Origin of the sequence: Nocardia sp. NPDC058518, assembly GCF_042719655.1 — a bacterium.
GTDB lineage: Bacteria > Actinomycetota > Actinomycetes > Mycobacteriales > Mycobacteriaceae > Nocardia.
In genome coordinates, this window is sequence record NZ_JBHXNJ010000011.1 from 167,924 (window position 1) to 180,266 (window position 12,343).

Annotated in this window: 11 protein-coding genes; 5 read left to right on the forward strand and 6 right to left on the reverse strand. The window is 67.6% G+C overall.

Going from position 1 to position 12,343, the window contains the following annotated elements; translation table 11 throughout:
- Positions 1–8: 8 nt before the first annotated feature.
- The 3 genes from nbtC to ACFWPX_RS20480 are packed head-to-tail and all read right to left on the reverse strand — an operon-like array spanning position 9 to position 5,216.
- Positions 9–3,161: a nocobactin polyketide synthase NbtC gene (gene nbtC, locus ACFWPX_RS20470; protein WP_378928716.1), complete on the reverse strand. Its 3,153-nt coding sequence runs from the start codon at positions 3,159–3,161 to the stop codon at positions 9–11.
- Positions 3,154–4,467 carry a polyketide synthase gene (locus tag ACFWPX_RS20475; RefSeq protein ID WP_378928717.1) on the reverse strand — a complete coding sequence of 438 codons (1,314 nt, stop codon included), beginning with the start codon at positions 4,465–4,467 and terminating at the stop codon, positions 3,154–3,156. The genes nbtC and ACFWPX_RS20475 overlap by 8 nt, the downstream gene beginning before the upstream one ends.
- Complete coding sequence (locus tag ACFWPX_RS20480) at positions 4,464–5,216, reverse strand: thioesterase II family protein (protein ID WP_378928718.1); 753 nt, start codon at positions 5,214–5,216, stop codon at positions 4,464–4,466. Before ACFWPX_RS20480 ends, ACFWPX_RS20475 begins: the two co-directional genes overlap by 4 nt.
- A gap of 256 nt (positions 5,217–5,472) precedes the next feature.
- Here ACFWPX_RS20480 and ACFWPX_RS20485 point away from each other — a divergent pair, with 256 nt between their 5' ends.
- Complete coding sequence (locus ACFWPX_RS20485) at positions 5,473–6,135, forward strand: GNAT family N-acetyltransferase (protein ID WP_378915912.1); 663 nt, start codon at positions 5,473–5,475, stop codon at positions 6,133–6,135.
- 70 nt (positions 6,136–6,205) lie between these two features.
- On the opposite strand, the gene ACFWPX_RS20490 is transcribed toward ACFWPX_RS20485, so the two are convergent.
- Entirely contained in the window at positions 6,206–7,477 is a 1,272-nt protein-coding gene (locus ACFWPX_RS20490; RefSeq protein ID WP_378915847.1) for a SidA/IucD/PvdA family monooxygenase, read from the reverse strand.
- Between the two features lie 103 nt (positions 7,478–7,580).
- On the opposite strand from ACFWPX_RS20490, the gene ACFWPX_RS20495 reads away from it, so the two are divergent.
- The 3 genes from ACFWPX_RS20495 to ACFWPX_RS20505 all read left to right on the forward strand — a co-directional run bounded on the left by ACFWPX_RS20495 (position 7,581) and on the right by ACFWPX_RS20505 (position 10,123).
- Positions 7,581–8,288, forward strand: a complete 708-nt coding sequence (locus ACFWPX_RS20495; RefSeq protein WP_378928719.1) for a siderophore-interacting protein — start codon at positions 7,581–7,583, stop codon at positions 8,286–8,288.
- 129 nt (positions 8,289–8,417) lie between these two features.
- Complete coding sequence (locus ACFWPX_RS20500) at positions 8,418–8,837, forward strand: TIGR03667 family PPOX class F420-dependent oxidoreductase (protein ID WP_378928720.1); 420 nt, start codon at positions 8,418–8,420, stop codon at positions 8,835–8,837.
- Positions 8,838–8,911: 74 nt separating this feature from the next.
- The gene (locus ACFWPX_RS20505) at positions 8,912–10,123 is read left to right on the forward strand and encodes a pyridoxal phosphate-dependent aminotransferase (RefSeq protein ID WP_378928722.1); all 1,212 of its coding nucleotides are present in this window, start codon (positions 8,912–8,914) and stop codon (positions 10,121–10,123) included.
- 159 nt (positions 10,124–10,282) lie between these two features.
- Here the strand turns inward: ACFWPX_RS20505 and ACFWPX_RS20510 are convergent, their stop codons facing one another.
- Both ACFWPX_RS20510 and ACFWPX_RS20515 read right to left on the reverse strand, forming a co-directional pair.
- Positions 10,283–11,122: an NmrA family NAD(P)-binding protein gene (locus tag ACFWPX_RS20510; protein ID WP_378915838.1), complete on the reverse strand. Its 840-nt coding sequence runs from the start codon at positions 11,120–11,122 to the stop codon at positions 10,283–10,285.
- Positions 11,119–11,544 (reverse strand): nuclear transport factor 2 family protein, encoded by a 426-nt coding sequence (locus ACFWPX_RS20515; RefSeq protein WP_378915836.1) that lies wholly within the window; start codon positions 11,542–11,544, stop codon positions 11,119–11,121. The genes ACFWPX_RS20510 and ACFWPX_RS20515 overlap by 4 nt, the downstream gene beginning before the upstream one ends.
- Positions 11,545–11,633: 89 nt before the next feature.
- On the opposite strand from ACFWPX_RS20515, the gene ACFWPX_RS20520 reads away from it, so the two are divergent.
- Positions 11,634–12,242: a TetR/AcrR family transcriptional regulator gene (locus tag ACFWPX_RS20520; protein ID WP_378915835.1), complete on the forward strand. Its 609-nt coding sequence runs from the start codon at positions 11,634–11,636 to the stop codon at positions 12,240–12,242.
- Positions 12,243–12,343 lie beyond the last annotated feature (101 nt).

Below are 12,343 nucleotides of genomic sequence, written 5' to 3' on the forward strand. Positions count from 1 at the left end.
TCGGCCCCTCAGCCCTGGTTGGTGTTCTGTGCCATGAGCAGCACGACATCGTCGAGCGATGCGCCGCCGAGAATCGCCGCGACCGGCAGATCGCGATCCAGCTCCGCCTTCACGCGCTTGCGGAAGTCCAAGGCCTGCAAGGAATCGAGGCCGAGCGCGACCAACGGCATGGTGGCGTCGATGGATTCGGCGCTGTCGCCGCCGATCACCTTGAGCAGTTCGGTGCGCATGCGCAGATCGAGCGGGAAGCTGTCGGTGGATACGACGGGCGCCTGAGCGGCGGCCGGAACCACACTCACCACGTCGGCGGGCGCCGGTGTCACCTGCGGTGCGGGCGTGGCGGATTCGAGCCCGGTGAGCACGCTGGCCTGGCCGAACGCTCCGAGTACCTCGCGCAGGAAGTCCCAGTCGGCGGCGATGATCATGCCGTCGCGAACCGGTGTGGCGAGCCCGGCCTCGATCGCGTCGGCGGGCACCATCGGGAACACACCGGCCTCTTCGACCCGGGCGAACCCGGCATCGTCGAGCGGACCGGCCACACTCCACAGACCCCACTGCAGGCTCGCGGCGGCGATGCCACGGGCGCGGAGCCTGCGGGCCGCCACGTCGAGCATGCGGTTGGTCACCGCGTACAGGACCTGCCCGCGTCCGCCCAGCGTCGCCGCCATCGACGAGCACAGCAGGACCCGGCAGTCCACGGTCAGCGGGACCGCGTCGATCAGGTTGTCCAGGCCGCGCAGCTTCGCCGCGGCGGCGGTGCGCACGGCGTCCTCGGTGATCTGCGCGAGTTCGGCGTCCACGTAGTTGACCGCGGCGTGCAGCACCAGATCCACGGGGCGGTCGGCGATCTCGGCACCGAAGGCGGCCGCGGCGTCGATGTCGCTGACATCGCAGGACCGCACCACGATCTCGGTCGCGCCGATACCGCGCAGCCGAGCCAGTTCCGGTGCCAGCGCATCGGTTTCGCCACTGCGGCTCAGCAGCGTGACCCGGCCCGCGCCCGTGCGCGCCAGATGATCGGCGAAGCGCAGACCCAGCTGACCGGTACCGCCGACGATCACCACATGATCGAGCTCTGTTCCCAGTGAACCGGTTTCGCTGGTCGTATCGACGACCAGCCGCTTCACGAACAGCTTGCCCGCGCGCAGCGCCAGCTCCGCCTCGCCGCTGGAGTGCACCGCACCGACGATCTTGGCGGCCTGCGCGGGAGCGGATTCGTTCGCGGCGAGATCGAGATGCCGGAAGTGGATGCCCGGGTGTTCGATTCCGACACTGCGGAATCCGGCGCTGACGCCCGACTGGAACAGTCCGGGAATCGGGTCACCGTCGTGCACGGTCTCGCCGCCGACGGTGAGCAGCCAGCACTCGCCGCCCGGTCGCAGCGCGGCCAGCGCAGGCGCCCACGCGTGTTCGGCATAGAACTCGACCAGCGCGTCGACAGCACCGCCGCTGTCGTCGGAGTGGCTCGCCGGCAGCAGCACGATCACGGCATCGGCCGGGAGTTCGTCGTGCCCACCGGCACCGGCGACGCGGGCCTCGGCGCCATGCCGGTCCGCCGCGGTGAGCAGCGCGGCGGCCAGCTCGGAGCATTCGCCGGTGTGATCGACGACGAGCAGGCTGCGCGGCGCGGTCAGGGCGCGGCGTTGCAGCGGCGTCCACTGTTCCACCAGCCGTTGGGGTTTCGGCGTGGTGACCACGAGTTCGGCGGGAGTCTCGTTGGTGCCGAGCGGGGCCCAGAGGCGCTTGGGGCTGGTGACGGTGTGCGGGAAATCGCGCAGCGGGAGCGCGACGGTGTCGTCGACGCGCAGCGCGTCCCAGCGGTAGTCGATGTCGAGGACGGCGACCTGGGCGAGATTGCGGGTGAACTCGGACAGTCCGTCCGCGGTGCGCAGCGAGGTGCCGAGGACACGGAAATCGCGGGCGGGCAGGCCGGGCCGGTTCGGGACAAGGCCGAGGTTCTCCTGGATGGCCAGTTGCAGCACGGGGTGTTCGGCGACCTCGATCAGCAGGTCGACACCGTCACTGCCCGCGCTCACCACGGCCCGGTCGAACCGGACGCGGTTGCGCAGGTTCCAGTACCAGTACTCCTCCTGCTTGAGGTCGGGCGTGATCATCTCGCCGAGAGTCGCGCCGTAGCACGGGATCTCGGAGGCGGTGAAGTTCGGTGCGCTCATCTCGTCGCCGAGGAAGCCTTCGAACTCGGTCCGTACCTCGGCGACGATGGAGGTGTGTGCCGGGAAGGCGACCCGGATCTCCCGCGCGAACTGGCCGCGCGCGGTGGCCGCGGCCACCAGATCGACAACGGCGCCGCGTTCACCGGAGATGGCGATGATGTGCGGCGAGTTGACGACCGCGAGTTCGGCCCACCCCGAGTGCCGCGCCATCAGCGCTTCCACACTCTCGCGGTCCATCCCGAAGACCGCCATCGAATAGCCGCGCGGGGACAGCCGGTCCGCGAGCAGGGCGCGATGGGTCACCGCGAGCACCGAATCGCGCAGCGTCATCACACCGGAGACCGCGCCCGCGGCGAGCTCGCCCTGGCTGTGACCGACGGTCGCGTGCGGGTCGACACCCGCCGCCCGCCACAGCGCGGCCAGGCCCGTCATGTGGAACATCAACGCGGGCTGCACTTCCCACACCGTGTCCTCGTACTGCCCCTCGTGGCCGAGCAGGTAGTGCAGCGGCTGGGAATGCCCGAAGCGTTCGGCATGGATGGCGGCGCACTCGTCGACGACGGCGCGGTAGGCGGCCGACAGCTCGTAGAACACCGCGCCCATGCCGGGCCGCTGGCTGCCCTGACCAGGGAAGACGAAGCCGATCTTGCGGGTGCTCGCGGCGGTGTCGCCACGGACCACCGAGGGGTGGTCGGTATCGGAAACGATCGCGTCGAGCGCGGCCAACAGGTCGGCCCGCGCTGCCGCGTCGGCGGTCGGCGCGGCACCGGTGGTGGTCGTCGACCCCGAGCCGGTCGCCAGCACCAGCACACGGCGACGGCGCGGCACACGCGTGCGGAACAGCATGTCCGCCAGGCGTTCCGCGGTGACCTCTGGATGCTCGACGAGGTAATCACGCACGGCGGCGGCCTCGGCGCGCAGTCCATCGACACTGTCGGAGGACAGCAGGACGGGAACGCTGCCGTCCGGCAAGCGGTACTCAGCCATGGTTGGTCTCCTCCAGCACCGGCAGGCCGACGATGGCGTGCGCATTGGTTCCCGCGACACCGAACGAGGACACCGCGGCGTAGCGCAGGCCGTCCGCGCGTGGCGCCCAGTCGGTGAGTTCGGCGGCGAGCCGCAAACTGGTTGTGTCCCAGTCGATATCGGTGGTTGGCGCGTCGGCCCACAGGCTCGGTGCGATGGTGCCGTGCGCACCGCACAGCAGCACCTTGATCAGCCCGAGCATCCCCGAAGCCGCCTGGGCGTGCCCGGTGTTGGACTTCACCGAACCCAGCAGCGGGGCGTCGGTGCGGTCGGGATTGCCGTATGTCGCTGCCAGCGCGGTCAATTCGAGTGGATCGCCGACGGCGGTGCCGGTGCCGTGACCTTCGATCAGGCCGATGTCGTCGGCGCTGACCCCGGCCGCGGCGACGGTGTCCTCGATCAGGCGCTGCTGAGCGCTCGCGCTGGGTACCGCGATCGGCGCGCCCGCGCCGTTGTGGTTGACCCGCGAACCGAGCAGCTGCCCATAGATCCGGTGACCCAGTGCCTTCGCCCGTGATTCCCGTTCCAGCACAATGACTCCCGCGCCTTCAGCCCACAGGGTCCCGGTCGGGTCGGCGGCGTAGGAACGGCAGTGGCCGTCGGTGGCGAGGGCGTTGTTCTTGGAGAACTCGTAGAACGCGCCGGGCGAACCCATCACGCACACCCCGCCCGCGAGCGCCCAGTCGCACTCGCCCGCGCGGATCGCCGAGGCCGCCTGATGCACGGCGGTCAGCGACGACGCGCACGCGGTATCCACGCTGATCGAGGGACCGATCAGGCCGAGCCCGTGCGAGATCCGCCCGGCCACCGCACCGAGCGCGGTGCCGGTCGCGCGATAGCCGCTGTACTCGTTCACCGAACCCACCCGCGGCCCGTACTCGACCGTGGAGACACCCATCCACACACCGGCCGAATCACCGTCCAGCGCACCGGGATTGATGCCCGCGTGCTCGAGCGCACGCCAGGCCACCCGCATGGCCACCCGCTGCTGCGGATCCATGGCCACCGCTTCGCGCGGGGTGATGCCGAAGAACTGCGCGTCGAACTCGGTCGCGCCGTCGAGGAACCCGCCCGCGTCGCGGACCGGCGCCCAGCCCTCCAGCCTGCCGAGGGCGAACAGTTCGTCGAGCGGCCAGTCACGGTCGCGCGGGAAGGGGCCGATCAGCTCACGTCCGGACGCGAGGGCAGACCAGAAATCGGGCAGGTTGTCGATGCCGCCGGGGGCTTCTACACCCATCCCGACGATCACGATGGGATCAGAGTTCATCGCGCGAGCGCCTGGCCGACGAGCGCCTCGGCGATGCCGTCGATGTTCTCGTCGATGTAGAAGTGGCCGCCCGCGAACAGGTTGACCTCGATCTCGGCTGTGGTGTTCTGGTCCCAGCCGTAGAGATCGCGCGGGCCGACGAACGGGTCGTCGTCGCCACCGAGCACCAGCACGGGCGTCGCGACAGCCACGTCGGGGCCGCAGGAATAGGCGTCGAAGGCGCGGTAGTCGGCCTTCAGCACCGGCAGCGCCATCCGCATCACTTCACGGCTGGCCATCACGTCGGCGCCGGTGCCGTTGAGCGCGGCCATGTGGTCGAGCAATTCGTCATCCTCGGTGGGATGGCCAGGGAGCTCGGCGATTCGGTGCGGTGCGGCGGCCGCGGAGACCACCAGCAAACGCACGGACAACCCCGCTGCCTCCGCCAAACGGATGAACTCGAACGCGACGATGGAGCCCATGCTGTGACCGAAGACGGTCAGCGGTGCGCCGGTGTTGTGCGCGGAGTCGCGAAAGGCTTCGAAGGCACCGGCGGCCAGCTCGGGCAGGGTCTGCGCGGCGGCTTCGCGCGCACGGTCCTGACGGCCGGGGTATTGCACGATCACGGTGTCGAAATCGGCGGCCATACGCTTGGCGAACACCCGGTAGGCCGAGGCGCCGGCACCCGCGTGCGGGAAGACGATCAGCGGCGGTAGGGAATCGGTCCTGGGGGCCTGAAATTGCCTGATCCAGCCGAGTTCTCTTGCCATGTCGCTCTCCCTCACCGGCCGCGCAAAGCTACGCGGCCGTTTCGCACTATCCAACGCCGCGCTCACGCACGGGCCCGCCCGGCGCAGTCGTCCGGGACCGGGGCGAATCCTGTTGTACCCGAATCCGACCCGAATCGGAGACGGCCCGGCTATTACCGGGCGATCGGTCGGGCAACAGTAACACCCAGCCATTAGTATAGGCTAGCCTTACCAATCGAGGTGACCAAGGTTACGATTGAAACGGAGCACGAGCAAGATGAACCCCGCCGGGACCCCCACCGCGCTACCCCGCGAGCAGACCGATCTGCCCGCCGAGGTGGCCGCCACGCCCGCGCCCGTGCTGCCCGTCTTCGCGGCACCGTTCAGCTTGCGCCTGGCCGATCCCGACGGCACCGACCCCGAGCTGCTCGCCGAATGGATGGCCCGCCCGCACCTGCTCGAATCGTGGGAACAGGACTGGGACGCCGAGCGCCGCCGCGAGAACTTCCGCGTTCAGCTGGCCGGAACCTATTCCCGCCCTTGCATTCTCAGCCTGGACTTCGCCGTGCTCGGCGAGCCCGAACACGGTGTCCGCGATATCGCGTACCTGGAGTTCTATCGCGCCGCCAAGGATGAGGTCGGCCGTTTCTACGACAGCGATCCCGGCGATATCGGCTTCCACATCGCCACTGCCGACACCGCGGTGATCGGCAAGGGCATCATGTCGGCCTGGATCTCCACCATGACCACCGCCGTCTTCGCGGCCGATCCCGATTGCCGACGTGTTCTCGGCGATCCCGACCACCGCAACGTGGCGATCGGGCGCAGTCTGGCCAAGGCCGGGTTCCAGCTGATCGGCGAGATCGATGTCCGCCCCGATCGGCGGATCGCCCTGCATTACGTTCCGCGCACTCCGGACGATGTGGTCGCGCCGCGCTGAGCACAAGAAGCTGAGCAAAAGAGCCCCTTCCCGTCGAGTTCTCGACCGGAGGGGGCTCTTTCGTGTGAGCTCAGCGAGCGACAGCGGTGGCCCGTGCCCGAGCGGGCACCGTCTGTAGCACCCGGTCCGAGAGTTCGCCGAGGCAACTGAGATTCGGGAATCCCGGTCCCTGCGCCATCGCGGCCATGTTCGGGAGATAGAGCTTCCCGCCGAGCCCGGTGACGGCCAGGTCGTAGCCGATCGACGATTCGATCCGCGACTGCGTCAACGCTCCGCCGACGGCGAGTTCGAGCAGATCCGCGGTCCGCTGATCGAACATCTCGAGGAACCACAGCGGCTGACCACCGGTGGCATCCACCACCAGATCGAAGTTGTGCACCTGATCGGCCCGCAACTCGTTGCTCAGCGTCAACGCCAGCGATTCACCCTGCGGCGCGACCTTGGTGACCCGGCCCTGCAAGTGGTGAACGCGGTTGTCGCCCAGCAGGCTTTCCTGCACGCGCACCGAGAACACCCCGCGGTCGGTGCGCCGGATCACGTCGCGGCGTTCCTGAATACTCAGCGCCGCCCACTTCACGGGATCGCTGAACAGCGAGTTCTCGAAGAAGCTCTCGCCGCGGGTGTAGAGGGTGGCCAGCGGGGAGATCACCGAGATGGTGAGCATCTCGTGGCGAACCAGCTCGTCCAGCGCCGAGCCGCCGGTCTCGCCGCCACCGATCACCGCGGCCCGCGAGGCGGCGGGCAGCGTGCGTTTGCCCGCCCGGTCCCAGAATTCGGCGATGCTGAGCACGCGCGGATGATCGAGGAGCGCGCGGCTGCTGCGGCCGGGGCCCGTGATCATCAGGCCGTCGGCGGTCAGCTCGCTGCGGGCGCCGTCGGCGTCGACCACGTCGACCTGCCACTGCTCACCATCGCCGTGACTGATTCGCTCCACACGACCGAGCACCAGCTCGAGGTCGATGGACTTCGCCACCCACTGTAAGTACTTGGCCCACACATGGTGCTGCGGGCTCGGCCTGCCGCGGTCGATCCACTCGGCGTAGGTGCCGTGTTCGATCAGGAACGTGGTCCAGCTGAAAGCGGCCATCGCATGGTCGATGTCGCGGTTGCGGCCGCGCGCCCAGGTGGAGTGGTACGGGAAGCCGACGTCCTTCTCCGGGCTGGTGCCGAGACGGTGCTGCCCGTCGGTCCAGCCGCCGGTGGGTAGCCAGTTGCCGCCGACCGCATGCGCCTCGACCACGACAACGCGCGGAGCGGGCATCCCGAGCGAGCGCAGAACGTGCGATTTAGTCGCCACCGCAAGGGCTTTCGGCCCCGCACCGACTACCAGGAGGGTTTCCACCGGTTCGTTCTCCGCTCTCTTACGCACAACCTATATTTGCATAGGCTTACCTTATTAAACCACCGGGGCGGACAAACAAGTGTCGTTAGGCTAACCTAACGACATGGGTAAGGGATTGAATGGTCTGATAACCAAGGCCTGGGGCGGCGCCGACTACCAGCTGACGGTGACGTCCAACGAGCAGATCACCGACAAGTTCATCCGCATCGGTTTCACCGCGGGCGGCCTGCTCGCCGACCACCCGGTGCATCCGACCCAGTGGATCCGCCTGTGGATTCCCGACGCGACCAGCGACAAGCTGCACCACCGCGGCTACACACTGGTCGACCAGAACCCCGACGCAGACACGATGAGCATCGACTTCGCCCTGCACAACGGCCCGGCGGCCGACTGGGCCCGCCGCGCGAAGCCGGGCGACCTGCTCGACGCCACCGTGCTCGGTTCGGACTTCCAGCTCCCCGAGCAGACACCCAGCGAGTACGTGATCTTCGGTGATACCGCCTCGCTGCCCGCCATCAACTCGCTGCTCGACGCCATCGGCGACACCCCCGCGCGCGTCTGGCTGGAATGGCAGTACGAGTCCGACCAGACCATCCCGGTCAGCAACAAGCCCCACCACACCCTCACCTGGCTCCAGCGCGTCGACGACGGCCGCCTGCTGCGCGAGGCCGCACAGGAGATCACCTGTGTCCCAGGGACTTACGGCTGGGTCACCTGCGACGGGCACACCACCCGCTCGATCGTGAAGACCCTCAAGACCCAGCACGCCCTGCCCAAGACCTCGATCAAGGCGCAGGCCTACTGGAAGTAACAGTTCCCCCGGATGAATCCGGGGGCCACACGGACCGGTTCCGTGGTAGGCCGCGAGGCGGGTAGCGGCGCGGCTGGATTTCGGTAAGGGTGGAGGCGGAAGTTGTCCCCTGCCTGCGAGGAGAACACCGTGTCCATTCTCGATGCCGCCACCCCCTTCGGCGAAGAGGTCGGCAAGCGGCTGGCCGAGGAATCCGTGATCTGGCTGACTACCGTCGGCGCGAACACCACGCCTCAGCCGAATCCGGTGTGGTTCCACTGGGAGAACGACGAGTTCCTGATCTTCACCATGCCAGAGGCGAAGAGACTGCGGCATATCGCCGAGAATCCGCGGGTGTCGCTGAACTTCAACAGCACCGACACCGGCGGTGAGGTGGCGGTCTTCACCGGCACAGCCCGAGTGGGCGAACCACCGACCCAGGCCGAAATCGCCCACTACGTACGCAAATACACCAAAGGCTTCGTCAGTATCAAGATGACCGAATCGGAATTCTTCGAGGCCTACTCGGTGCCGATCCGCGTCACCCCGGAGCGACTGCGCGGCTTCTGAACCGCCGCGGTAGGGGTGCCGGATCCCGGCGAGTACTGTGGCGAGCTCCGTCCGTATCACGGTGGGGAGCCGACATGCAGTTCAAACAGTCGAGCAAGCTCGCGAACGTTTCCTATGAAATCCGCGGCCCGATAGCCGAGCATGCCGCTCGGCTGGAGGTCGAGGGACACCGGGTGGTCAAGCTCAATACCGGTAACCCGATGCAATTCGGGTTCGACGCACCGTCGGAGCTGCTGCGCGACATCATCGCCAACCTGCCGATGTCGGCGGGCTACGCGACCTCGAAGGGATTGCTGCCCGCCCGGCGCGCGGTGGTGCAGTACTACGAGGGCCGCGGGGTGGACGACCTCGATATCGAGAACGTCTTCCTCGGCAACGGCGCCTCCGAGCTCATCATGATGGCGATGACCGCGCTCATCGAGAACGGCGACGAAGTCCTCGTCCCCGCACCGGACTTCCCGCTGTGGACCGCCGCGGTGCACCTCAACGGCGGCAAAGCGGTGCACTACCTGTGCGATGAGGGCGCCGACTGGTATCCCGACATCGCCGATATCGCGGCCAAGATCACCGACCGCACGCGGGCCATCGTGATCATCAACCCAAACAACCCGACCGGTGCGGTGTATCCGACCGAGGTGCTCGAGCAGATGCTCGAGCTGGCCCGCCAGCACAATCTGATCGTGTGCTCCGACGAGATCTACGACAAGATCCTCTACGACGACGTCACCCACACCGTCACCGCCTCGCTCGCACCCGACCTGCTGTGTCTGACGTTCAACGGTTTGTCCAAGGCCTACCGGCTCGCGGGCTTCCGGTCCGGCTGGCTCACCGTGTCCGGGCCGACCCGTCATGCCGAGAGCTACCTCGAAGGCCTGACGATGCTGTCCGGGTTGCGGCTGTGCGCGAATGTGCCCGCGCAGCAAGCCGTTCAGGCAGCGCTGGGCGGGCACCAGAGCATTCACGAACTCACCCTGCCCGGTGGGCGACTACTCGAACAGCGCGATCGCGCGTGGACTGCCCTCAACGCGATTCCGGGTGTGTCGTGCGTGAAGCCCAAGGGTGCGCTGTACGCCTTCCCCAAACTCGACCGTGCCACCTATCGGATCGACAACGACGAGAAGTTCGTGCTGGATCTGTTGCTGGCGACCAAGATTCACGTGGTGCAGGGCACCGGCTTCAACTGGCCCTCGCCCGACCACTTCCGCATCGTCACCCTGCCGCAGGCCGATGAGCTCGACCAGATCATCGGCCGGATCGGCGAATTCCTCTCGACCTACCACCAGTAATACGCCCCTGAGCGGTACGACCGCCATCGCCAGGGCTGCCGTGTGCGGACCAATCGGAGTCTTGCATCAGATGAAATTGCAATCAGATGTACGGAAGGAGACGCCGCGGGCGGCGAACCTGGCGATCATCGACTGCCACCAGCGTCTACATCAGCTGCTTCATCGCATTTCCCTTTCGCAGAGGGCTCGGAAGGCCCGCGCGGGCTGACCGGTGAGGCGCTGGACATCGTCGGTGACGCGGTCCTCCGCCCCTTCGGCAATGGCACGGTCCATGCCGGCCAGCATCACGGCGAACTCCACCGGTACCAGAGCCGTGAGGCGTTCGCGAAACTGGTCGTAGGACAAACGGCGGTGGGTCACGGGCCGACCAGTGACCTCGGTGACGATCGAGGCGATGTCGTCGTAGCTGAGGGTCTCAGGTCCGGTGAGGACGAGGTCGGTGTTGGGGGCTTGCCAGTTGGTCAGGGCGTGGGCGGCGACGGCCGCGATGTCCTCGGCGTCGACGAAGCCGACCCGGCCGCTGTCGGTCGCGGTCCAGATAATGCCGTCTTCATGGATGCTGAGCGCGTGGGCGTGTGTGCCGGTGAAGTTCTGCATGAACCACGAGGGCCGCAGCACCGCCCACTGTTCGAACAGATCGGGCAGAGCCTGGTGCACCGTTCCCACTCCAGGGCCGCCCTTGGGTATGGCCGAGGAACTCAGCAGCACCGCGCGGTGCACGCCGCCGGTGCGGGCCTGCTGGAGGAAAGGCAGCATGACTGCCGCCGGGTCGGGCTCGCCCACGGGCGGTATGAGATAGACGCGGTCGACGCCATCGAGGGCGGCAGTGTGGGTAGCGGGGTCGTACCAGTCGAAGAGGACCGGCTCAGCGCCGGGGACCGCGGTGGCTTGACGGCTGGCCGCTTTGACACGATGACCGGCGGCTGTCAGCTGCGCTGTGGTGCGGCTGCCGGTGGTGCCGGTGGCGCCGATGACCAAAGTGGTGCCGGTGGTTGTCATCGGCTGCTTCCGGTGAAGTCGGTGCTGGGTTCAAGGACGGCGAGGGGGTTCCAGTAGTCACGGTAGGAGGTGATGCGCCCGTCCTGAACCGTGACGACGGCGATGTAGGTCATGTCGAAGGGAGCGTCGGTCTGCACCAGACGGCCGACACCGCGCATCTCGACCACGATGGTCTCCGGATCGGTGGTCTGGTGGATCCGTAGGTCAGGGAAGTCGTGCACATCGATGTGATCGGGGTAGTTGCGCATGTAGGCCGCGATGGCCTCCTTGCCCTCCAGCCGCTCGGGCCAGCCCGGTGCGGCGAAGGGGAACTCCATGATGCCGCCCTCGGCCCACAGGCTTACCCACCCGGCGATGTTCTTGTCCAGTAGCAGCCTCAGGCTGTGGCGGTAGAGATCCGCCGGAGAAGTCGGTGCGGACATTTGGTCTCCTTCCATCGCATAGAATGCGGACCTAAGGTCCGCTTTTGACAATACGGACCCGGGGTCCGTATTGCAAATGGAGGAATCGCATGCCCGAGCACAAGATCCGCAAGGACGCCGCCCGTAACCGGAATGCCGTCCTCGCGGCCGCCGACACTCTCTTCGCCCGTGGCGAGAGCCCCGACGACATCACCATGGCCGACATCGCAGCAGCGGCGGGCGTCGGCAAGGGCACGCTCTTCCGGGCTTTCGGCGACCGTGCCGGGCTGCTCCGCGCGCTGTACGAGGCACGACTCGAACCGATCAGGAAAGCCATCGAATCCGGACCACCACCCTTGGGGCCCGCCACCCCACCGCACCAGCGCGTGCCCGCCCTGCTCGACGCTGTCTTGTGTTTCAAACTCGACAACCGGCGCCTCGCGCTTGCCCTGGAGGAAAGCGGGAGCAGCAGCCCGTATCAGGCCGAGCATTACGTACGGTGGCACGGCTTGGTCCAAGCCGTACTGGAGCAGATCCCCGGCCTGACCGACAGCGACTTCACCGCCCACGCCATGCTCGCCGCCACCCGCGCCGACCTCGTCGAGCAATTGGCCGGACAAGAGCGCATGACGCGCGAAAGGATGCGGACGCAGCTGGCGAACTTCGCCAACAGGGTCCTGGTCTCCGACTCACAACAGGGGTTGGTCGCCGAGCCCTGATCGAGAATCGGGCGGCCAGAACATGACCACGGTCAACCCACAGCCAGTGGCTGTTCCCCGGCCGCCTCGGCGGTGTCGCAACACCGCCAAGGTTCCCGTAG

Coding starts and splice junctions, on each gene's coding strand:
- nbtC (WP_378928716.1), bottom strand. CDS start 3,161: ATGGCTGAGTACCGCTTGCCGGACGGCAGCGTTCCCGTCCTGCTGTCC.
- ACFWPX_RS20475 (WP_378928717.1), bottom strand. CDS start 4,467: ATGAACTCTGATCCCATCGTGATCGTCGGGATGGGTGTAGAAGCCCCC.
- ACFWPX_RS20480 (WP_378928718.1), bottom strand. CDS start 5,216: ATGGCAAGAGAACTCGGCTGGATCAGGCAATTTCAGGCCCCCAGGACC.
- ACFWPX_RS20485 (WP_378915912.1), top strand. CDS start 5,473: ATGAACCCCGCCGGGACCCCCACCGCGCTACCCCGCGAGCAGACCGAT.
- ACFWPX_RS20495 (WP_378928719.1), top strand. CDS start 7,581: ATGGGTAAGGGATTGAATGGTCTGATAACCAAGGCCTGGGGCGGCGCC.
- ACFWPX_RS20505 (WP_378928722.1), top strand. CDS start 8,912: ATGCAGTTCAAACAGTCGAGCAAGCTCGCGAACGTTTCCTATGAAATC.
- ACFWPX_RS20510 (WP_378915838.1), bottom strand. CDS start 11,122: ATGACAACCACCGGCACCACTTTGGTCATCGGCGCCACCGGCACCACC.
- ACFWPX_RS20515 (WP_378915836.1), bottom strand. CDS start 11,544: ATGTCCGCACCGACTTCTCCGGCGGATCTCTACCGCCACAGCCTGAGG.
- ACFWPX_RS20520 (WP_378915835.1), top strand. CDS start 11,634: ATGCCCGAGCACAAGATCCGCAAGGACGCCGCCCGTAACCGGAATGCC.